Here is a 21,520-nt window from a genome sequence, read left to right as displayed (position 1 = left end):
ATACAGATATAATCTGGTGCCTTACACCTATTTTATTTTCTTATTTTTTCTTTATTCCGGTCCTTCCACACTACGTTCTTTATTTAGATTCTTTATTCAGATTCTTTATTCAGATGATCCTTTTTCATTCAGGTATTTTATCCAATCTCCGTGCTCTATTACTTCAGTTTCGGGTTTTTCATCGTAAACATAAATTAAACCTTTTACCTTCTGCTGCTCTATTTCAAGGTCAACATATTCCCTGTGATAACCGCCAAAAAGTTCCATATAATCAATGGACTTTGCGACCTCAAGCTGCTTTTTTCCTGAAAACCGGCGCACTTCTGCAACAACAGAATCTTTTTCAGCCGAGTAGATAGCCGGATAAGGGCCCAGGGAGTAAAGGGCATATCCTTTGATTCTTGTTATCCCCAGAAAGTCTGACCTGTTTGGAAGGTTTAAGCGGCGGCTGTTATAAAGTCCATCTCTAAGGCTGCCGTAAAGCGCCATTATGATCTCTTCGCCCTCCACTCTTTCGTAAGAGCGCTGCCAGCAAATATTTCTGTGAAAGACATTCCCGTAAAGAGTCTTCTCTGTCCCCTGAGCCACGTTTTTCCCTTCTCCGGACTTTTTCTGTAAGATATTATTTTGAAAAGCCGTAAGCTGCAAATCTCTGAGTCAGGTCGAGGTTCGCAAGCAGGAAGCGGTCCTGTTTGCTGTAGGCAAGCTTTTTGTTTCCTGAAAGTTCCAGTACACAGGTACTACCCGGTTTTGCCTCTTCTACCTTGTTTCCGTCAACCAGAATCTTTTCAACGCGCACAGGTTCGGACTGAAGCCCGACAAAAAGGTGAAGCACGCTCGCAGGCTCTATCTTTTTTGTGAATTTTGAGACCGTACATTCCAGAGTGTAATCGGTAGTTACGATTTCTTTATCGGAAATGATAAAGCCTCTTTCTATGTCCTTTGCCTGGACATTTTTCAGGCGCATACCCACCCTCGTACCGGCGGGAGCGCTGTCGATGTCCACATCATGGCTCTGGATAGAGCGGATTTCGATATCCCTGTCAAGCGGAAAAATTTTGGTTTTGTCTTTGTCCTTTGATATACCCTGCTTTACAACCCCCAGGACAACACATCCCTTGCCTGTGACATTGAAAGCGTGATCTATAAAGATCCTGGCAGGCAGGCTGTTAAGTTCTGCGTTTTCGGCTTCTATTTTTTCTGCCACTTCATTGATTCTGGCTTTAAGTTCGTCCACGCCTTCAAAAGGGTTTTTGGCACTTTTGTTTGTATTGAGGGAAATGCATTCCCAGTCCTGAAGTACAGTCCCTGAAGTGATCACTTTTAACTTTGCTTTCAGTTCATCAATAGCATGCATGTGAGTGCTGTCCGACCTTGTCAGGGCAATGATCCCATGTTTAAAGCCCAGCAGGTCCAGGGCAATGATACATTCTCCAGTGTGGGCGTCCAGACCCTGAGGAGGGATGCACAGGACTGCAATGTCAGATATATTCAGTGCCGTAATCAGGGATTTCAGGGTTTTCGGGTAGCTATGGGCATCCACAAAAACCATGTTACGGCCTTCTTTATCATTATTGTACATTGTTATATCAGAGGAAGTTCCTTTTTTCCCAAGGTTTGCGGCAAGGGAGGTCCTGCCGCTTTTTTCTGTCCCTATAATTGCAACGTTTGCCATTTTGAGTCCCCTTTCTGGATTAATGTTTTCTAAATAAATGATATGTATGAGAGTATTTCCAGAATCTGGAAATGTGAGTGTGTTTTGAATGCAGGTTAATTGAATCTAAAGGTTAATCAAATCTTTATGCGCAGAATCCTGATATTAATGATCCTGATATTAATGATCCTGATATTAATGATCCTGATATTAATGAATCTTGATGTTAATGGATCATGGTGTTTAATATTTTTGAAACAGCAACTTTTTGAAACTATAACTTACTTTACTCATTTTAAAGCTGCGACTTTTAGACTACGGCTTTTGCTACTTTGTAGCTGCCACTGGTATTAATATACTTCAATATATTTCTTTTCGCACTGTTATCAAGAAGAGAAAAAAAAAGAGAAAAATGAGAGAAAGAAATCAATCCGGAAAACAAAACATATCAAAAATAATCGTAAAATATCAAAAATAACCGAAACAGGTAGTCTCAAAACCATTTTTAATTCTACAATTGGGTAATGCCCTTTCAATTTTTATTTCATTTCAACAAGAAAAAGTAAATTTTCATAGCTCAACATAGCGTATTTGCCATTCTCGCTTGAATTCTCCCCTTATTCCATCCTTTACTTTCTCCTCCAACTATCATTTTCAGCATTTCTTTCAGGTTTTTCCCTTGTCTTTTTATGAAATCTGCTATTTTCTTTATATTGTGTACAGTGCACATCATAACAAATTCAATTCCTGTTTTCCTTTTCCCCCTCAGCAGAAATTCCCTAAACCCTCTATCCTGTTTCATCTGTCCAAACACAGGTTCTACGGTAGACATTCTTTTCTGATACTTTTCCGTACCCTCTTCTGTGTTCAGTTTAGCCCTCATATCCTTCATTAAATGTTCTCGAGGATCTCTTGTTATTGTTCTTTTTCCACTCTCAGTACATGCATTTTTCAACACACACTGAGAACAATAGCTACAGACATAATACCTTAAATCAGGCTCACCTTTCCTCTTTTGTATTCTTGAAAAGGGAATTTCAAAAGCAGCAGGACAATAATAGCAGTCTTTTTCTTCGTCGTATTTAAAAAGAGATTTCCTGAACTTCCTGGTTTTTCCTTCTTTTTCAGCTTTATAGTAGTTGTCAGGAATGTAAGCATCAATGCCTTCTTCCTGTAAAAATTCCAGATTCTCATATGAAAAATAACCTGCATCTGCAAGCACGATTGTTGGTTTATATCCCAGTGTATTTTTTACGTTCTGTATGATTGGTTCTACTTGATGCAGGTCGTTTTCTTCGTTGACAACGTCTGCTGCAACGATAATTTGTTCCTTTTCATCAACAGCAACCTGACAGTTGTATGAAGGTTTCTTGCTCCCATCTTTATGTTTCATAATTCGAGCATCGTTGTCTGTGATGTTTACTTTTTTCAGCTTTTCTTCATCAAGCTTCTTCTTAGCGTTTTTAATCTTCTCTAATCTTTTCTTCTTGTCAACTAGCTCTTCTGGAATCTGATATGGTGTTGAGTCACCATAAATTTCATCTTCATACTTATCTGTCTCAATACTCTCTTTTAGTATCCGATCTATTTCTTTTTCGAGAGAATCCGAACTCTTGCTTTGTCTTGATGAAGCATTTGCCTTGATCTTTGTTCCGTCAATCGAGATACTGGAACCAATCATATCCATTTCTTTACAAAAAGTGACAACCTGGGAAAATATCTCTTTAATAGGACCAAGGTGAGTTGAACGGAATCGACAAATAGTATGAAAATCAGGTTTTTGCATGGCTGCCAGATACATAAATGCAGTATCAGTTTGAGTCATTTGTTGCAGTTTACGTGAACTTCTAATGCCTATAAGATAACCATAAAGTAATATTTTTAAAAGAATTATTGGATGATAGGCTGGGCAGCCTTCCTTAGAATAAGTGGATTCAATAGCAGTGATATCAACGACATCTACGATGTCGTTTAGTACTCGGGCGAGATGATTTTCAGGAACAAAATCTTCCAGGTTTAATGGAAGTAAAAACTGCTGCTTTTGATCGTATTTTCTAAACATGGGAAACACTGGAATTTAGTTTTGTAAAAAAGATAAAGATTACGGGTTTCTGACCCAAATGTGCGATCAGGTATAGTTTTGAGACAACCTGGAAAATATACTTTATTAGCAGGTGAGTCCTATTACCAGAGTTCTCCTTCCCAGATCGCCTGAGTTTTATCATTGGTGCTTTTATTGATTTTTTTGATGTTTATCAGGTATTCATTTCCTATAGGCTGTGGTTCTTCAAAGATAGCATCCACTCCAAGCCTTTTGAGGTAATTCTCGAATTCTGTTGCAGTTTTCGGGTCCTTTACACGGATTCTGACTTCTTCATAGAGCCTCTGTCCGTTCTTTACACTTTGGATAGACTCTCTCAGGGGTCTCAGGATACTTTCCCCCAGCTGCATATAACGCTTTTTGAATTCGGCTTCATTTTCGTCCCATTCAACCGTCTGGAACCCCTCTCTAACAATCCTGGGGAGCATATAGTCCCTGCCTGCTTCATTATAGAACCTGAAGGCGTGCCTGAGGTCAGAACAGTTGCTCTGGGATGAGGTGTATTTCAGGGGAGCAAGAATCATATCAGGATCTTTTATTACCACTCCTTCGTGTTCTTTTTTCCCGAGTTCCCGGATTATTTTAGTAATTTGTTCTGCAGCTGTATGAAGGGGAAATTCTCCAAAACATTCAACCTGCAAAAAACCATATTCTTCCAGAATTTCGTGTTTCTTGCTTATTGGAAGAGGGTTTCCAGTATTTTTTTCCCGAATATCGAAGATATAGAACTCCACGGAGTCAATGCCGTAGATCTCTTTTGGGACATAGGGGTTGTCAGGGCCCAGCATTTCTCCATAAAGCACAAGTTCGGGGAAGTCATCAAAAAACTTCAGGTCAAGCTTCTCTTTTGCCTTTTCAGTAGTATAGGGGCAAATATAGCCGCTTCTGGTAATTGCCAGGATATCGTCTTTTACTTTTGCAACCCTGACATTATACCCGTTCATCTTTTCTTCTACAGTTATCTTCTCAAGCCCGCTGAAATGTTTCTTTAGAGTGGGGTCCAGTACCATAGCTCTCCGGATTTTGGGAAAACCCATAATTACTTCAAACGAGTCTCCCTTTTCGTAAAGTACCGTACCTCTTTCTATGCGAGAAATCTCCTTGTCAAAACGGAATAAATAGTCATGTTTCCCCCAATTTCTCGCAAGATAGATTTTTTCAAAAAGGTGTTGAACTCTTTCTTCATCAAATCCCAGAAATCCAGCCAGCCGCTCAACAAAGCCAGAATCTATTTCCTCATCCCCTCTTTTCATACTTATTTATCTGTTTTCGAGCGTAAAATAAGTTGTCATTCCTTACAGTGTTTCGGAACTTGTCTACTTGCGTAGACTTATCTAATTTACAAAGATTAATCATCAAGAAACTTTTTAAATATGTGACTTCTAATTTCTCCTGTAGTTTAATTTTAATGTAAATAAGGAGGCTACAAAATAGCTGACGATATCGACTACGAAATTATTGGCAATGAAATGCAGATCGTTGAGATCGAACTTGACCCGGGCGAGGCTGTTCAGGCAGAAGCTGGAGCTATGGCATACATGGGGCCCGGAATTCTAATGCAGACAGGTATGGGCAACGAAGGCGGAGGACTCTTTGGAGGCCTGAAAAAAGGCCTGAAAAGAGCTTTAACAGGCGAAAGCTTCTTTATTACAAGTTTTATTCATAAAGGCTCCGGAAAAGGGCACGTAGCTTTTGCAGCTCCTTACCCAGGCAAAATTCTCCCACTTGACCTTTCCAAATTCGGAGGCAGTATTCTCTGCCAGAAGGATGCATTTCTCTGCGCTGCTAAAGGTATTGAGGTGGAACTGGCTTTTACCCGCAAACTGGGTGCAGGGCTTTTCGGTGGTGAAGGCTTTATTCTCCAGAGACTGAGGGGTGACGGACTGGCTTTTATTCATATCGGAGGCACGGTTATAAGAAAAGATCTGGCTCCGGGTGAGACCTACAAGGTTGATACCGGATGCGTAGCAGCTTTTACAGAAAATGTGACTTATGACATAACATGGTCCAGAGATTTCAAAAATGCGCTCTTTGGTGGTGAAGGAGTAGTCCTTGCTACCCTGACAGGTCCAGGTACAGTGTACATGCAAAGTCTACCTTTCTCACGTCTTGCTGACAGAATTTTTGCAGCTTCTGCTTACGGGCAAAACAGGGAAGAACGCAGTGGCATTGGTGGAAGTGACATACTTGGAGGTCTTCTTGGAGGAGACAAATCCTTCTAAAACGGAAACAATCCTAGCTAATAAAAATTATTAAAACTGATAATAGAAATAAAAACTGATAATGAATTTATAATTTCATAAAGACCCGTAATCGGCAAAAAAGAATATTAAAATAGAATTTACCCGATAAGAAATTATTGAAATTCAGGAAGGACTGCCTCTCAAGGCAGACCTTTTTCTTTCTCTCTTTTCTTCTTCAGAGTTTCATTCCTGAATCGTGTTTATGACGTTCCTGCGTGCTAGGAAACCAACGAGCTCTTCTTCCAGATTAAGGACAGGAACACCTCCAACATCATGTTCCAGCATGGTATTTACCGCATCTGAAAGAGGGGTATTGGTATGCACACTGACCACACTGCGGGTCATTATGTCTCCGACAAGCAGGTTTTTAATTCTGGAGTCCTGCTGGTTGTCAGCTACAAGATCCCTGAAAGAGCGCATCGCAAAAGCGATATCATCCTCTGCAATGATTCCTACAAGCTTTCCGTTTTCAATAACCGGTAGTCTTCCAATATTCTTATCAAGGATCAGGCGCCTGGCGTGGCTTACACGGTCTGAAGGACTGACAGTAATCGGGTATTTTTCCATTACTTCCCCGACAAAGCCTGTGAAACGGTTTTCTTTTATGAGCTCCTGTGGGGTCACCCAGCCCAGTGCGTTTCCATTTTCACTGACGATAATCACGCCTCCCTTCTTTTTCATCAGGGTAAGGGCATCCCTGGTGTCAGTATCTGGCAAAACTTTCACGAAATTGTCGGATACGGCTGTAGCGACATGCAAAGAGGATGCGGGTTTGCTCTGTTTTCTTCGAGTTCCGAGCTGCTCTGTCAGACTTCTCATAGTAAGCACTCCAATTATCTGGTTGTCGTGGACTACCAGCAGGCGCTTTGTGTCTTTCTTTTCCATGAGATCAAGAGCGTGAGATATGGTGTCTGACTTATCAATCTTGTGTGGTTGTACCATTATGTCTTTAACTTGCATGCATTTCACCTCATGCGTATCCAGAGTTTTAATTTTCAATTCTCCGCAATTTACGTTTTAAAGACGTTCTCGCGTTTTTACAGACCTTAATACATCCATTTTTCTAATTTTTGCTTTGCATCCTTCTTTTGCTGTTAGCCAGCTTCTTTTCGTTCTTTTACCGTATATACCTCCGCATAATACTTGCTGCTTTGGATTTACTATCATAATTAATTAGTTTTTACACTTTTAAAGGTGTTTTGCTCCTCTTTTACTTATTATGAACCGGATATCTTTTAAGGATCTCTTTTTTAATCTACTATCGGAGCACCTTTTCAGAGTACAGCTTTCATGATATCGGTTCTGCTAAGCATTCCTATTATATCTTCACCATCACTGACAGGAAGAGCGTTTATCCCTTCTTCAATCAGTTTTTTTGCAGCATTGCTAATTTTCTCGTTCACATCTATGGACATTATTGGAGAAATCATAATGTCTTCTGCTATTAAAGGCACTTCTTTTACATACCTGTAAGTTTTCTGACCTGCAGGAGAAGACTTCCGCGTCATCTTAATACTTTTTGTTGAAAGTTTGCCTTCATTATCAGTTAACAGGTTTAAGGCAAGGCTTCTCCTTGAAACCAACCCAACCGGTTTTCCTGCATCATCTTTAACGATTACCCGTTCAATTTCATTTTTATTCAGTTCGTCTATAACGTGGTTGATTGTGTGGTGCCTGTGAACAGAAACAATATCCTCGGTCATCAGCCTGGGAATTTTAGTTTCTATTTCGTCTGCGTGTTCAGCAACATAACGCACAATATCTGTCCTGGTGATAATACCCACAACATCGTTTTTTACCACAGGAATGTTATGTACTCCGTTCTCAAGCATCAACGTCACTGCCTGGGAAATGGAGGCCTCGGGATAGATAGTGATTACGGACTCTGTCATCAGCAACTTTATAGGAATCTGGTCTATCGGCCGTCTCCTCCAGAGAGGTTCTGCCTGAGCCAGACGGTTGGTGATGTCTGTTTTCGTGACGATTCCCACCATTTTGCCCTCGTTCAGGACAAGCAATGTACTGATTCTGTGTCTTAACATCAGATTTCTTGCATGTGACACGGGTTCATCTATGTTTATAACGTACACAGGTGAACTCATGATGTCCGCCACATTCATTAAATACCTCCTTCACTTTTACAATATATAAGTATTAATAATTATAGTTTTTGAATGAAGTTGAACTTTGTAATCCTTGTTACAAACATTCCTTTTGATTCCAATGTTTTGTCAGCATCTGCCGTATTTTTTAATTTATATGACCTGACCCATCTATGCTTCATGGGGTTACAGGCTGATAGAAAAATATCTTGGTTGAAGGCAAATTCTAAGACCAGCTACGCTCCAGGATACAGATATATCCAGAATATGGAATTTATTCTGGTCTGTCCAGCTAAAAATTTTCCTCCCTGCGATCTTTATTGAAGTTTTACCCGGATCCTTTTTTATTAAACTTCCAGGTTAATTCTGGCTAAAGGTTAATTCTGGCTAAAGGTTAATTCTGGCTTATCGGTTATGGTTCATTTTAGCAGAAGTTTTAACAGAAATTTTCTGTTTTTACCAAGCTATCAGGTTCGACACACACCTTTTCCTGTTCGCTGGAATTTTCATTTGAGCCTGGTCAAAACTCCCGTTAAAAGTCAAAACCTCTCAGGAAATCGCTCTCCGTAATAATACCACGTAGCATTCCCTCTTCCAGAATCGGAAGCGAACCTATCTTTTTCTCGAGCATAATTTCCATAGCCTTCCCCATATCTGTGCCAGGGCTGGTCCAGATCAGTTCTTTTGAGATAATAGAGCCTACAGGCTGGTCCAGAGCTTCATGAATATTCCCTGTTGTGAGTTTGCTGAATGCATCTCCTCTTCCCATGAAATGAACGATATCCGAGGCGGTAACTATTCCTGCAAAGATCCCGTCTTTTACCACGGGAAGCCTTCGGAATCTATTCTGCACCATGACTTTTGCAGCCTGCCCTATAGTAGTATCTGTCGTTACCATTGTGACATTTTTAGTCATATACTCATCAACAGTTTTATTTGTCACAAGCCCGGCCATTAATTCTACGGCATTTCTTTCGGTAAAGATTGCGACGACCTGCATTTCACTGTTTACTATAGGCAGGCCACCGGTCCTCCTTTCAAGCATTGTTTTGACGGCTTCTTTAAAGTCTGCCTGATCATGGATGTATGCAGCATTGGTATCCATGATCTGCCGTACCTCTTCGTTTATTGCAGCTAGAAGGTTGCCTTTAAAACGGTTTGTGACAAGGAGATTTCTGCTGCCGCCTCCCAGGAAATCAATGATATCAACAGAAGTAATTACTCCTTCCAGCCTCCCTGTTCCTGCATTTGTGATAGGAATACGCCTGAATCTCCTTTCAGTCATAATTTTTATTGCTTCCATAATGGTTGCAGTAGGAGGGAGTGTTACCACATTTCTTGTTGCCAGGGCAAGAATTTTCCCCTCATGTTCTGAAATTCGGGACTTAAAATCAGGGCCAATTCTCATTGTACCCCTGCTGCTGACCATATGTGGGTCCTTCTGCTGCGACTTTTTGCTTGACTTGTTCAGATTTGGCTGAACATTCATTTTTTCGACTGGTACAAATGTCTTATTTTTGCTCAATAGGATCACCGAATCGAGTTGCAGTTAATTGCTTTTTTCATCTTCCGTTTTTACTCTACCTGCATATTAGCAGGAACTTTCCTGAGGATCCAATTACAACCTCAGGACCGTAGACAGCGTCGGAGACAGACAAAGCCTTAAAGCAATCTTCTCTCGAATCTTTTCCAACACTTACTCTTGTTTTCCAATCTGTAATCTTTATTATTTATAATCTTTAATCGTTATAATGCTTTTGCGCGAAATCTACTTTCTATATTTTTCAGGATTATTCACTCCAGCCTTTAACAACAGACTCCAGAAGATCCTGTCTGTCAGCGATTCCAGATATTTTACCCTGTTCATTCACAACAGTAATTCTTCCTATATCACGCTGAACAATTATGTCAATTGCACTTTTTATTGAATCATTCTCCGTTAAAGTATAAGCAGGAGTTGACATAATCTTCTCAACTTTGGGACTTTCGTTCGGTCTTGTTGCCCGCTCGTCTTCTATAGCCATTCTTAAAGCGCCTGACTTAATTATGTCCCTTCTTGTTATCATCCCAATAGGATCCCCTTTCTTTGAAACTACCGGAATGCCGGTATAATCCGTTTCTATCATATAATTCCAGACTTTTGATACCCTTTCATCCGGAGAACAGGTCTTGACTTTTTTTGTCATGATAGCTTCTATGGTTTTCGAAATATTTCTGGGGAGTTCCACATTTCTGAGAATATCCACATCACTGAGAATTCCAACAACCGTGCGGTCTGTTGTTGATTTGACAACCGGAACTCTGTTCTGTTTCGATTGTACCATTAATTTTGCAGCTTTTACGAGATCCATGTCCGGAGTGATGGTAGGAGACTGCCTCGCATATCCGCTCACTGTCACATTTGAACGTGTGGATGTAACATTCATGATGTCCTGGTCGTTTAACATTCCTACGAGCCTGTTTCCCTCATCCACGACAACAATACCCCGAAAGAAGTAATCACGCATCAGCTGGCGGGCGTGAGTTACAAAATCCCCTTCTTTGATACTTACGGGCTCTTCTGTCATAATCTCGCTGACATTCATTGTTTATCTTCCTCTCCTTATTAAAACAGAAAATTGACAGTCAAGATTTCAAGCTTACAATTCACTCGTGATTGCGGTTTAATGATTCATTCGTAATCCTCTCCTTCCTCCTGCCTGCAGTTCCCGCATAAGTACCTCCCGTCAACAAACCTGAGGTCATATGAGAAAACATTGCAAGACTCACATACTCCAGTACTGAAGTCTTCTGATTCCGATATTTCTTCAGCTGAAGGGGTTGAGAAAAGAGCTTCTCTATTCATATCAATAAGATCTTTGAGAATCGTATTGAGACCTGGAGTTATCATCAGGATATCTGTATTCGAAATCACCCCTATGATTGCCCCGTTTTCCAGGACTGGCAGCCTCTTAACATTGGCTCTCAACATCATTTTCGCAGCTTCAACTATACTGGTCGTAGGGTCGACAGTAAGTAAAGGAGTGGAAAGGATTTCACTTGTGTCCACTTCACTTGGTTTTCTGTCCCCGGTAATGACGCTCTTCACAAGGTCTCTTTCAGTTATAATCCCCATTGCCTTTCCGTTTTCTGTGATAATAACGCTTCCTGCATCACGATCTACCATTTCCTTTGCAATAGCAGGAATATCTGAATTGATATCCATTGTTATAACTGCTTTATTCATAATTTCTGCAACTGAGACCTCCCTCTCAATTTCTCTGTTGTGAATACCAGTAACTGTTTCCCTTTCAGGGTCTTGTACCATTAGCTGCAGTTCCCCCTTTACCTGTTCAGCACCCAGAACCGATAAATCCTCTCTTTAAAGCCCTTCCAGGTTTTCAATTTCCTGTGGAAAATACTTCCAGATTCTTTTAAACTTCCCCATTTGTTACTTTTCTGGAAGGAATCCTGAAAAATTGGTTATCGGTAAAATCCTTCTTTTAAGTATCTTTCCGGTTTTTTCCTGTAAATCTCTTTCCCGCACTTCTGAGACCTTTTTATGACACTTAATATATACGAGTCAATGGTACATAATGATAACGGCATTCCTTTTTAGCATGATCTAAATTTTCCTCTAAGACGGCGCTGAGTCTCTTTTTTAAGGTTGAGATTTATGTCTTCTTTAAGCGCAATTTCTTAAAGTCAGTCAGGAATTTTTTAATAACCCCCTTATTTCCACTGGAGATTTTTGCTCAGAATGAAAAATATCGAGTCATGTAGAAAAAATATTAGGGAGAAGTAGCAGGTGGGAAATATTCTTTTTTAAAAATTGTTAAAAAGAATAAAACATTCTTAATTATATTTAGAACGCTATTGATTTTTCTCACAGGAAATCTTTCAAACCCCTATATTTCCACTGGAATTTACTTTTTTACTTTTTTGCTTGTATTTATTTGAGTGTAAATTTGCAAATATCTTTTGAAAAATACAAAAAATCCTGAAGGGATTAGCCGAAAATAAGTATGTTAGTATAAGGTGAAAATAATTGACATCTTGACAAATTCAGTAAATTCAGACAAAAACATAATGTAAAAATCTGGATAGAATCCAATGCTCCTCCAGCAAAATATAAGTATAAAAATTAAAAGCTGTAAAAACTCAATGTTAAATAAATATATAAAGTAAAAGTCAATGTATAGTGAAAATAAACAGATGAATAGAAAACAGATGAATAGAAAACAGATGAATCGGCGGAGAATAAAATTAAATAACAAATAAGATAAAAATAAAATCAGGCGAAATCGAAAACAGATGAAATAGATAGAGTATATAATAGATAACAAATAAGATAAAAACACACATGATATTCTTCGAATAACATGCCCAAAAAATGAAAGTACTTGAGAGCACTTTCATGCCAAATAAAAGCAGAAAGTGAGTAAGCAGGAAAGAAATAAAGTGATGAGAAAGCTTTAATAAACAGAAAACAGGGGAATGATCAGAGGATAATCAGTCTACTCCTGTTTCCAACACTCAGTTCTATTTCTTCGTTCAGCCCGTACCTGGCATAAGCATCGATGATCTGGATTTCGGAATCTATGTCAAGGTCTTCTATCACATATGCCTGTTCTCCCCAGAGTGTCAGTCGGATGCTGCCTGTATCGTCTTTAAGCTGGAGATTTGCAACAACATTTTCGGTTCCGTCTTCTTTTTCAAATTCTCTGAGCTCTCCAATCTCAGCAACTTTTCCCTGTACAGAATAGCTTTCTCCGGGGATGATATCGGCTATATCGGTAAATTTCTCCCTGTACTCGACCTTCTTTTCGCTTCTCTGAATTATTCCTCTGGCTCCAAGGTTGAGTTCAACCTGCTGGCTGAAAGTATTTTCCCGCGAATAAGCGTTAAGGACTTCAACTGTTTCATCAAAGTCAATTTCTTCAAGAATATCAGTTTTTTCATCCCATAGCGTCAGTCTTATTTTGCCTGTAGAATCGCCCAGAAGGACATTTCCTACTCTCCCAGTGGATCCATCTTTTTTCTCGAAAGTCCTGACTTCCGAGATATCAAGGATCCTTCCTGAGATATTTATATTATTCATATCAGCTTTTATATCATCAATAGGAGTAAATTCTTCTTCGTATTCAATTTTCTTTTCACTTTTCCTGATTATACTCCTGTTTCCTACCTGCAACTCTACTTTCTGGCTAAAGGCATTTTCACGGGCATAAGCATTAATCAACTCTATACTATCCCCATATTCAACCTGGCTTAAAAAATCAGTTTTATCATCCCAGAGTGTTACCCTGAGCGTACCTGTTTCGTCTCCCAGCATCAGGTTTCCTACTCTTCCGCTGTTCCCGTCTTTTCTCTGGAATGTCCTGATCTCGGAGACTTCCAGTATCTTTCCGTTAAGGTTGATGTCTCCCATGCCATCTTTTATATCCTTTATTTTATAACTGTTTGAAACAACATCGATCTCTTCCTCACTTTCTGTCAGGACTCCATTGTTACCAATATTAACTTCCACTCCTGAATATCCCTGCTTTGCGAATCCACTGACCTGAACGGATTGCCCTACCTTTATTTTTCCCATTTTAATAAGGTCTGCCATATTGTCCCACAGGGTTAACTTTACTTTTCCGGTCTCATCCCCAACAATAAGGTTTCCTACCCTTCCTATAGTCCCGTCATTCCTTGTGAATTCTTTGGTATCGAAAACAGAAATAATTCTTGCAATAAAGTTAACAGGTCCGCTTTCGGGGGTAATGTTTTCTATCTTTATGCTATCTCTGCCTGCATCCGAGAATCCCAGCTCACTGGCTACCAGCATGGCAGCCATTGTCTCATCACAGAGCCCTCCCATATTCTCTACTTTTTCCTGTATGCGCTGCAGGAAATCCTCTTTACTTATGACGTGGCTGAGCTTCTTATAAATAGTTTCAATATCGGTCATGTTGCTCCCTTAAATCGTTAGTGCTTACTGCAATTACTGGTGTCTTACTTGCAATTACTGGTGTACTTCTGGTAGTACTTTTATTCAATATATGTGTCTACCCTAAAATCAGGTGTTTATCCCTGATAGAGTGTTAATGTGAGCTTTATTTATTGTGTGATTTATTAGATGTGAGTTTTAAGTTCAATTAGTGTGAATTTTAGTTCAAGATGCAGAATTTTTGAATATATGAAGCTTTCTGGAAGTTCAATATATTCCAGGTCAGGATTGATATAAAAATTCAATCGGATATATTCAAATTTAAGTTAAAATATTTCTCAATCTCATGGTGAGAATAACAGATTCTATACGTCCACAGATTCTATACGTCCTTTCACTAATGCATAATAAGAATATCCCTGAAAATTAAATTATATGGTAAGTCCACTTTTCGATTATTTCTAAAGTTCAACACTTTTTAAAGATCCCTTGATACGGTATGTAAGGCGTCTTACTAAAGATTACCGTAAGCAGGGTGAAAGTATTCTGTATGTGAAATGAAAATACTAATTTCGGGAAGCATTTTTGAGTGTTGTATGGTTTATGCCAGTGCTTTATACCGGTACTTTTATAGTAGATTTATAGTATAATCTGTTTGATAAGGTTGAATATCTCAAGTTCTTTTCAAAAACCAGTTTTAAGAAATAAAGTTAATTAAAACAAAACCTTATTTATGGTAAAGTTTCATTATGTACGTGATATCATGATTCGAAAATGCACTGATCACGGCTATTTTAGAGGAGGCAGCTGTCAGCAGTGTAAACACCCTGGAAGATACGTGCTTGACGATGGCAGAGAAGAAAAGCTTGGAAGGTTTGTATCGGGAACTCTCCGTCATTTTCCGGCATCTGCAGGAGTTAAAATGGATAAGTACGGCTGGATAGATCTTAATGCTTTCTGCGAGGTTATGAAAAAGCGTTATAACTGGATGAGAAAAGAATATCTTTATGCCCTTGTCGAGTCTGATGAAAAAGGAAGATATCAGATCAGCGGGCCCATGATTAGAGCGCGTTACGGACATTCAGTCAACGTTGACCTTGACTACGACGAAAGTGATACTCCTTACGTTTACTATGGTGCAAGCCCTGAAGAAGTCGATGTCCTTCTTGAGAATGGAATTTTCCCTATTAAACAGCGTTATGTGCATCTCAGTACCACATACGAAAAGGCAGCCGAAGTTGCCCTTATTCACACTGAAAGTCCTGTGATTCTGCAGGTTGATGCCTTCAGAGCTCAGGAAGACGGAATTTCCCTGAAGCTTGCAACGGATTATATAGTACTTGCAGAAAAAATACCTCCTGATTACCTGTTTGTACTCGAGGACTAATCTCTTCTTACTGTTTTACTTTTAGTATTATTTTTCTATTCTTTACATTTTCTTTGTATTTCAGTATTATTTTTTCTGCTTTTTTCTTTACAGTTTCTTTGCTTTTTATCTTTATCAGCCTACAGATACTTCAAAAAGGCCTTCCTTTTCCTTTATTTTGAACTTCACATCCAGAAACTGTTCTGTCACCCAGATATTAGTCGCAGCATGCAGGGTCAGCTCACGGACAGTAAAGGAACTGTTGCCCGCAAGTGCCATATAGGGAATTAACTGGTCTGCCAGATGAATGTCCACAGCAGCTCCTGCCCTGAGTTCTTTAATAACTTCTTCCGCAGCTTGCCTGCCTACTTTTTCAGCAGGCAGCCCCTTTTTTCCAAGGGTACTTCCCCCGCAATAGCCCTTCCAGAGAGTTATTCCGCTTCCTGTGGAGAAAAATTCGGAGGAACTGACATCTATCCGGGCATCATATCCGGCTTCAAGAAGCATGGACCTTGCAGATTCAGCCTGGCGGGCCGGTACATGTGCAGGAAGGTTAGATGCGTGTGAAACTCCAATAATTTCTTCCATCATGCTTTTTTCTCCCTTCAAACCTTCTCCCACCGGGTTACTTTCTGTTTTTTTATTTCCTTCAGTTTTCCTGAAATGAAAACCATGAAGTTTACAGGGCTCAAAAACAGCTGAAGCACTTCCTCCGCCTCTCGGATAGTAGCCGCGCTCTTTCAGGGTTACGCTGCCCGCATATCCAAATTGTTCAAGTGCCCTGAGGGTTACATGCTGCAGGTAGTCGATTGTCGGAGACCATGCAACGTCAGTCCCGCCTCTGATTGTTAACTCTACCTTTTCTTCTACAAAAGGCAGGGCTGGCATAATGCACTGCAAAAGCAAGGTTATGCTCCCCGCGGTCCCGATATCAATATTATACTTTCCCCCCTTTATTTCCACTGGAGCAAAAAATAATTCCGAGGAACCCTGAGAAAGCCCTGAAACCCGTGCCCCACAAATCTTTGCTGCAGTTTCCAGAGCTTTAAGGTGCTGCTGTTTCAGGCCCGGATTTGGCCTGTTTTTTCTTATATTCGTAACTTTTATTTCTTCCCCTGTAACTGCAGAAAGGGCAACAGCAGTTCTGACTAACTGCCCTCCTCCTTCCCCGTAAGAACCGTCTATTTCTATCATTTTCCACTCCCGTTTATTTCACTTAACTTTTCATTCGGCTCCTAATTTAGCTCCTAATTCAGCTTCTAATTCAGCCTTTTTTTAGTTTTCATTCAATATTTTTCCTTTTTATCCAGATTTCATTTATTTGCCTTAATCTTGCTATTTGACCTTATACCCAGCCTGAATACTTATATGGGCTTCTTTCATTGCCTTAATTTCCCTTATCCTTAATTTTCCGCATGTTTCTCGCTGCAGCTTTTACAGCCGGGGTAAGAGGATCAACAAGCGTGGAAACTGGAGGAGCATAACAGGTTTCAAGGTTGAGGAGGTCTTTAATTGTTGCTTCCTTTCTTATAGCCAGGGAAAGAGCGTCAATCCTTTCTTTTATTCCTTCTCCTCCTGCAAGCTGTGCTCCTGCAAGACAGTTGTTTTTAAATAGAAGCTTTATGTAGAGGTCTTTTCGACCGGGATAGTAAGAAGCTCTGGTGCGCCCCCTGGAAAAGCCTGTTATAATCTTTATCCCCTGTTTTTCAGCCTGACCGGATGTGAGCCCAACTCCTCCGAACTGAAGGTCTCCGGCAACTGCCACCCAGGGGTCAGCAAGGGGCCCGAAAGTCGAATGTTTGCCTGTTATATTGTTTCCTATCACATCTGCCATACTTCTTGCTGTTGTACCAAGCTGGCTCAGTCTTGACTCTCCGGTTATAAGGTCAATAACTTCAGCGCATTCGCCCCCTGCATACACATGGGAGAGAAATTTCTCTCCTGCTTTTACCTGAAGCATTTCATTTACAATTATTCCTCCTGCCTTCCCGATCGTTATCCCTGCTTCTCTGGCGAGCCAGGTTTCGGGTTTTACACCAGTTGCCAGGAGCACAAGGTCTGCAGGAAGCTCTCTATCCCTTAAAATCAGAGTTTTTTGTTTCCAGAAGTTTTCAGGCAAAATTACAGATTCCCCTGTGATAACTTCAACCCCGAGACTTTCAAGATGTTCCCTGACAATTGCAGACATATCGGAATCAAACTGCCTGGTAAGCAGGTCATCGCCCCGCGTTATAAGGGTAGCCCTGATCCCCCGTTTTGTAAGGGCTGAGGTACATTCTATTCCTATCGTGCCTCCACCTATGATGCAGACTGTCCGGGCAGTTTCCAGTGCTTTTTCAAATAGCATGCCATCGGCAAGGCTTCTCAATGTAAAGATTCCATAAGGCAAAATATTTGCCCTGCTTTCCCGGGGTATAAAAGGCAGGCTCCCCGTAGCAATAACCAGTCTGTCAAAAGGATAGGTTCCTTCCCCTGTAATAACGACCTGCCCGTTCAGATCGATTGAGGTTACTTTCTCGTTCAGTTTCACATTAATTTTGTTTTCCCTGAAAAAAGCGAGAGGCTTTACAATCAGTTTTTTTAAACTTTCAATTTCCTTTCCAAGGACAAAAGGAATTCCGCAGTGACTGTAAGCAGTATGGGAGTCCCATGAAAGCACGGTTATATCAAAATCGCTCTGCCTTCGAATTTTTGTTGCAGTTGCCATCCCGCAGGCTCCTCCCCCTATAATGACCACTTTTGCAAACTCTTTTTCTGTCCGGGAATTTGAAGAGGCATTTTCGGAAATGTTTTCCTGAATTTCGCCTTCTGTTCGAGAACTTCCACCTTCAGTACCTTTCGCACCAGAATTGCTTCCCATACTTTTCATAATGGTGCTTCGCGCCTATTATATGTTTTTAAATACAAAATTAGTCTTGAGAAGCTCTTTAAAGGCAGGTTGCTTGTAAAAAATTCCCTTTAGAATCTTTTCTTAAAATATCCATTAAAACATCCATTTTAAGTTATTTTAAGAAAACAACAGGATATACCGGTTTAAATGGGGGTCTGAACGAGCGAGTTGGGAGTGGGGGGGTTAGTATATAAAACAGTGTATTTGTCTCGCTCGTTCAAATTTTTAGACGTCTTTTGTTTTATATATACTTTTCTAAATTTTTCCAATCCGGTAATTTTTAGAATCTTAAGTATCTTCACGAAAAATTGCTATCCTTATATTTATCAAGTATAAATTAAAAAATTCAGGCCTGAGCAACTTCCTAAAGAACCACAAAGTTCTTAAAGCCAGCAGGCATTAAACATATGAATTTAAGACATGTGACGTACAGGATTCCTATTTTGCCGAAGTTGTTTTCCGGTGGGCGGGAGCTGTTCTGTCAGGTCATATCATATATTAACAATTTCATCCATTCATCACACTGGATTCGTAAAGAATTTCACGTACTAAACGTATGCAAACTTGATAGAAATTTCAGATTATACATATTACCAATTCAGGGCTAATATTCCAGTCCAGATAAAACCTTATACACTACATCACCCATGAAATGAAAGTCAAAAAGTGCTTTCAATAAACCTGATGCATTCCATTCACTGCTTTACCACTTATCATTTAGAGATACTTGTTTAAGATGAAAAAGATTTCAGGGACACTCGCGCCACTGGCGCCTCAGGTTAATCCCGCTTATGGAAGTATTCAGACATCAGGAAATTGAATTGTAAACACGTAATTTGACTTATCGGTCTGAAAGCTGTTTCAGATCTTCAATAAGCTTATGTTAGGGCGGAAGACCTTCGGGCAGGTAAAGAAAGACACCTTGAGTTAAGTGTCTTTTTACTATATCGAAAGTCGAAGAACAGCTCTATCTGTGAGAGCTTTAAAACCAGAATGTCATTGATCTGGCGATTACCTTGCAGGTAAGAACTTTCATCAAATAATAGTCAGGAAGTATTCCTTCTGCTTGATTCTCCTGGCATAAGCACAAAAGGCAGTGCAGACAACCCGGAATTTCTCTTTCCGGCTCACAGCATAACCGATTCTGAAGTCTGCCTTTCAAGGGTGTATTATCCCTGACCTGGTTTTAATCTGATTTTGCTATTATTTTTGTATTCTCTGGTTCTTTGCGGTTTCCAGCACGTTTCCAGGGATAGATAACAGGTCCTTTACTGTCAGAAAAATACTGTGGACTGAAGCCGGAAAAAGAATTGTACACCAGATTCCCCCGTGTACAGAGACTATTTCCTGTCTATTTGCCAGAAAATTGCCAGAGAAAAAACCTTTCATAATAATACTTCATGATAAATCATTATAATAATTCTGGGAGAATTCACATGCAAAATACTGATACAACAAAATACATTATTCACTCTAAAATCAATGCTGATGGGGTTATTGAGCGTCCGGATATCGTAGGCGCAATTTTTGGTCAGACTGAAGGTCTTCTTGGAGCTGACCTTGATCTGCGTGATTTGCAGAAAACCGGAAGGATCGGAAGGATTGAGGTAATGGTCACTGCTAAAGGTGGAAAAACCAAAGGAAATATCTTCGTTCCTTCTAGCCTTGATAAAGTAGAGACATCAATTCTTGCAGCATCGCTGGAAACCATTGACAGGGTAGGTCCCTGCAGTGCCAAGATAGAGGTTTTCCAGGTAGAAGATGTCAGGGCTGTAAAACGCAAAAAAATCATTGAGAGGGCAAAACTCATTTTCACGAAAATGTTCGATGAGACTGTGCCCGAATCTCAGGAACTTGCCGATGAAGTAAGACAGTCTGTAAGGGTTGATGAGCTGACCTATTATGGCAAGTCAAGAATACCCTGCGGGCCGAATGTGCTTAACTCGGACGCTATTATTATTCTCGAGGGCAGGGCTGATATCCTGAACCTCCTCCGTTATGGGATTAAAAATACCATCTGCGTTGGTGGAACCAACATTCCTCCTGAGGTTGCCGAACTTACTAAAAAGAAAACAGTAACCGCTTTTACGGATGGTGACCGTGGCGGAGAACTCATTATACGTGAACTTTTGCAGGTAGCAGACATCGACTATGTTGCCCGTGCGCCGGATGGCAAATGTGTGGAAGACCTGGTCCAGAAAGAAATTATCAGAGCTCTCCGCCGCAAGGTTCCGGTGGAACAGATCATTGAGAAATACGGGATTCAGGAAAGAGAAAATGAAGACAGCGCATGCAGGCTGGAACGTGTTTCTAAAAGAAAGATCAGATCTCCGGAAATTGTTCCCAGGATTGCTGAGAAGAAGCTGCATAAGCGTGTGAAGGTTCACAGGGTATCTTCAAAAGCAGACATCCATGAAGAGGAGCTCCCTGAAGAAATGGAAGAAACCGGCCCTGAAAGAGCTCCGGAAAAAATTTTCGAAAAGGTCACTGAAAGAATTCCAGAAAGGCCTGCTGAAAAAACTTCTGCTGCGGCAGAAAGAGTTGAGGCAAGAACCTCTGTTGCAAAGCCTGCGGTTATGGCAAGGGCAGTTCCTGCTACCAGAGTCACCAGAGGAAAAGCTGCGGCTGAAAAAGGCCCGGCTGTAAAGGTTCCTGGAGGAGAGGCGGTTAGGGTTTCCCCGGCTCCGGCAAGACAGGCCCCGGCTCCGGTTTCTCCGGAAGCTATAAGGTTCAGGCCTCACGTTGATGCTCTTAAAGGTACTTTGACTGCAAGGATTCTTGACTCCGATGATAAGGTTATAGAAGAAATCGCAGTAAGAGACCTTGCAAGCAGGCTAAAGAACTACAGGGATAATGTGAAAAGTGTAGTTTTTGATGGCGTGATCACACAGAGGCTCGTTGATATCGCTTCTAGCAATGAAATCAAAAACCTTATAGGAGTAAAAATAGGAAATATCGCTAAAGTTCCTGCAGATATGGAAGTTTTGACCTCAAGCATGCTCTGAGAGGCTTTTTAACTTCCTTTTTTCTTTCCTTTTTTCTTTCCTTTTCCTTATTTTTATATTTTATTTCTCCATTTTTCCATTCTTTCATTTTCCCGTTCTTTTGTTCCATTCTTTCATTTTCCGTTCTTTTGTTCCAGTCATTCCTTTCTCGTTCTTTTTCCATTCTTTCATTTTTCGTTTTTTTCTTTCTTTCCTTTTTCATTCTTTCGTTTTTATTCCTCCTTTTTTTATTTTTTTACGAATAA

The 21,520-nt window shown here is 40.3% G+C and carries 17 protein-coding genes; 3 read left to right on the top strand and 14 right to left on the bottom strand.

Annotation, left to right across the window (positions count from 1 at the left end; translation table 11 throughout):
- Positions 1–105: 105 nt before the first annotated feature.
- The 4 genes from M886_RS03925 to M886_RS03910 form a co-directional block, all read right to left on the bottom strand.
- Positions 106–588: a gamma-glutamylcyclotransferase family protein gene (locus tag M886_RS03925; RefSeq protein ID WP_048051635.1), complete on the bottom strand. Its 483-nt coding sequence runs from the start codon at positions 586–588 to the stop codon at positions 106–108.
- Between the two features lie 34 nt (positions 589–622).
- On the bottom strand, positions 623–1,675 hold the full coding sequence (locus tag M886_RS03920) for a selenocysteine-specific translation elongation factor (RefSeq protein ID WP_048050690.1): 1,053 nt from the start codon (positions 1,673–1,675) through the stop codon (positions 623–625).
- 556 nt (positions 1,676–2,231) lie between these two features.
- Positions 2,232–3,716 (bottom strand): IS1182 family transposase, encoded by a 1,485-nt coding sequence (locus tag M886_RS03915; protein ID WP_015411731.1) that lies wholly within the window; start codon positions 3,714–3,716, stop codon positions 2,232–2,234.
- 122 nt (positions 3,717–3,838) lie between these two features.
- The gene (locus tag M886_RS03910) at positions 3,839–5,008 is read right to left on the bottom strand and encodes an RNA ligase (RefSeq protein WP_011033253.1); all 1,170 of its coding nucleotides are present in this window, start codon (positions 5,006–5,008) and stop codon (positions 3,839–3,841) included.
- 177 nt (positions 5,009–5,185) lie between these two features.
- Between M886_RS03910 and M886_RS03905 the strand changes: the two genes are divergently transcribed.
- On the top strand, positions 5,186–5,977 hold the full coding sequence (locus M886_RS03905; RefSeq protein WP_080503033.1) for a TIGR00266 family protein: 792 nt from the start codon (positions 5,186–5,188) through the stop codon (positions 5,975–5,977).
- Between the two features lie 204 nt (positions 5,978–6,181).
- Here M886_RS03905 and M886_RS03900 read toward each other — a convergent pair whose 3' ends face one another.
- The 6 genes from M886_RS03900 to M886_RS03875 form a co-directional block, all read right to left on the bottom strand.
- Positions 6,182–6,958: a CBS domain-containing protein gene (locus tag M886_RS03900; RefSeq protein WP_175413363.1), complete on the bottom strand. Its 777-nt coding sequence runs from the start codon at positions 6,956–6,958 to the stop codon at positions 6,182–6,184.
- A 314-nt stretch (positions 6,959–7,272) separates the two neighbouring features.
- Complete coding sequence (locus tag M886_RS03895) at positions 7,273–8,118, bottom strand: CBS domain-containing protein (RefSeq protein ID WP_011033250.1); 846 nt, start codon at positions 8,116–8,118, stop codon at positions 7,273–7,275.
- Between the two features lie 514 nt (positions 8,119–8,632).
- Positions 8,633–9,634, bottom strand: a complete 1,002-nt coding sequence (locus M886_RS03890; protein ID WP_048039562.1) for a CBS domain-containing protein — start codon at positions 9,632–9,634, stop codon at positions 8,633–8,635.
- Positions 9,635–9,890: 256 nt separating this feature from the next.
- Complete coding sequence (locus tag M886_RS03885; RefSeq protein ID WP_048050689.1) at positions 9,891–10,685, bottom strand: CBS domain-containing protein; 795 nt, start codon at positions 10,683–10,685, stop codon at positions 9,891–9,893.
- Positions 10,686–10,771: 86 nt separating this feature from the next.
- Positions 10,772–11,407, bottom strand: a complete 636-nt coding sequence (locus M886_RS03880; protein WP_015411729.1) for a CBS domain-containing protein — start codon at positions 11,405–11,407, stop codon at positions 10,772–10,774.
- 1,173 nt (positions 11,408–12,580) lie between these two features.
- Positions 12,581–14,035 (bottom strand): OB-fold nucleic acid binding domain-containing protein, encoded by a 1,455-nt coding sequence (locus M886_RS03875; RefSeq protein WP_048050688.1) that lies wholly within the window; start codon positions 14,033–14,035, stop codon positions 12,581–12,583.
- Positions 14,036–14,777: 742 nt separating this feature from the next.
- Between M886_RS03875 and M886_RS03870 the strand changes: the two genes are divergently transcribed.
- Positions 14,778–15,401 carry an RNA 2'-phosphotransferase gene (locus M886_RS03870; RefSeq protein ID WP_048051634.1) on the top strand — a complete coding sequence of 208 codons (624 nt, stop codon included), beginning with the start codon at positions 14,778–14,780 and terminating at the stop codon, positions 15,399–15,401.
- 114 nt (positions 15,402–15,515) lie between these two features.
- Here the strand turns inward: M886_RS03870 and rtcA are convergent, their stop codons facing one another.
- From rtcA to M886_RS18565, 3 genes are all read right to left on the bottom strand, one after another.
- Positions 15,516–16,574, bottom strand: a complete 1,059-nt coding sequence (gene rtcA, locus M886_RS03865) for an RNA 3'-terminal phosphate cyclase (RefSeq protein WP_048050687.1) — start codon at positions 16,572–16,574, stop codon at positions 15,516–15,518.
- Positions 16,575–16,767: 193 nt separating this feature from the next.
- Positions 16,768–18,240 carry an NAD(P)/FAD-dependent oxidoreductase gene (locus M886_RS03860; protein ID WP_048051633.1) on the bottom strand — a complete coding sequence of 491 codons (1,473 nt, stop codon included), beginning with the start codon at positions 18,238–18,240 and terminating at the stop codon, positions 16,768–16,770.
- A gap of 1,233 nt (positions 18,241–19,473) precedes the next feature.
- The gene (locus tag M886_RS18565; protein WP_015411724.1) at positions 19,474–19,659 is read right to left on the bottom strand and encodes a hypothetical protein; all 186 of its coding nucleotides are present in this window, start codon (positions 19,657–19,659) and stop codon (positions 19,474–19,476) included.
- A 47-nt stretch (positions 19,660–19,706) separates the two neighbouring features.
- Between M886_RS18565 and dnaG the strand changes: the two genes are divergently transcribed.
- A complete protein-coding gene (gene dnaG / locus M886_RS03850) occupies positions 19,707–21,275 on the top strand; it encodes a DNA primase DnaG (protein ID WP_015411723.1) in 1,569 nt (522 codons plus the stop codon).
- On the opposite strand, the gene M886_RS18560 is transcribed toward dnaG, so the two are convergent.
- A complete protein-coding gene (locus M886_RS18560) occupies positions 21,229–21,477 on the bottom strand; it encodes a hypothetical protein (RefSeq protein ID WP_048036416.1) in 249 nt (82 codons plus the stop codon). The genes dnaG and M886_RS18560 overlap by 47 nt on opposite strands.
- Between the last annotated feature and the right edge of the window lie 43 nt (positions 21,478–21,520).

Origin of the sequence: Methanosarcina soligelidi (genome assembly GCF_000744315.1) — an archaeon.
GTDB classification, from domain to species: Archaea; Halobacteriota; Methanosarcinia; order Methanosarcinales; family Methanosarcinaceae; genus Methanosarcina; species Methanosarcina mazei.
This window is presented reverse-complemented; position numbering and strand designations above follow the sequence as displayed.

What these genes read in the sequence shown, in the direction of transcription:
- M886_RS03880 (WP_015411729.1), bottom strand. Translation starts at nt 11,407, where the DNA reads ATGGTACAAGACCCTGAAAGGGAAACAGTTACTGGTATTCACAACAGA.
- M886_RS18560 (WP_048036416.1), bottom strand. Translation starts at nt 21,477, where the DNA reads ATGAAAAAGGAAAGAAAGAAAAAAACGAAAAATGAAAGAATGGAAAAA.
- M886_RS03870 (WP_048051634.1), top strand. Translation starts at nt 14,778, where the DNA reads ATGATTCGAAAATGCACTGATCACGGCTATTTTAGAGGAGGCAGCTGT.
- rtcA (WP_048050687.1), bottom strand. Translation starts at nt 16,574, where the DNA reads ATGATAGAAATAGACGGTTCTTACGGGGAAGGAGGAGGGCAGTTAGTC.
- M886_RS03915 (WP_015411731.1), bottom strand. Translation starts at nt 3,716, where the DNA reads ATGTTTAGAAAATACGATCAAAAGCAGCAGTTTTTACTTCCATTAAAC.
- M886_RS03875 (WP_048050688.1), bottom strand. Translation starts at nt 14,035, where the DNA reads ATGACCGATATTGAAACTATTTATAAGAAGCTCAGCCACGTCATAAGT.
- M886_RS03920 (WP_048050690.1), bottom strand. Translation starts at nt 1,675, where the DNA reads ATGGCAAACGTTGCAATTATAGGGACAGAAAAAAGCGGCAGGACCTCC.
- M886_RS18565 (WP_015411724.1), bottom strand. Translation starts at nt 19,659, where the DNA reads ATGAAAGGTTTTTTCTCTGGCAATTTTCTGGCAAATAGACAGGAAATA.
- M886_RS03860 (WP_048051633.1), bottom strand. Translation starts at nt 18,240, where the DNA reads ATGGGAAGCAATTCTGGTGCGAAAGGTACTGAAGGTGGAAGTTCTCGA.
- M886_RS03895 (WP_011033250.1), bottom strand. Translation starts at nt 8,118, where the DNA reads ATGAATGTGGCGGACATCATGAGTTCACCTGTGTACGTTATAAACATA.
- dnaG (WP_015411723.1), top strand. Translation starts at nt 19,707, where the DNA reads ATGCAAAATACTGATACAACAAAATACATTATTCACTCTAAAATCAAT.
- M886_RS03885 (WP_048050689.1), bottom strand. Translation starts at nt 10,685, where the DNA reads ATGAATGTCAGCGAGATTATGACAGAAGAGCCCGTAAGTATCAAAGAA.
- M886_RS03910 (WP_011033253.1), bottom strand. Translation starts at nt 5,008, where the DNA reads ATGAAAAGAGGGGATGAGGAAATAGATTCTGGCTTTGTTGAGCGGCTG.
- M886_RS03900 (WP_175413363.1), bottom strand. Translation starts at nt 6,958, where the DNA reads ATGCAAGTTAAAGACATAATGGTACAACCACACAAGATTGATAAGTCA.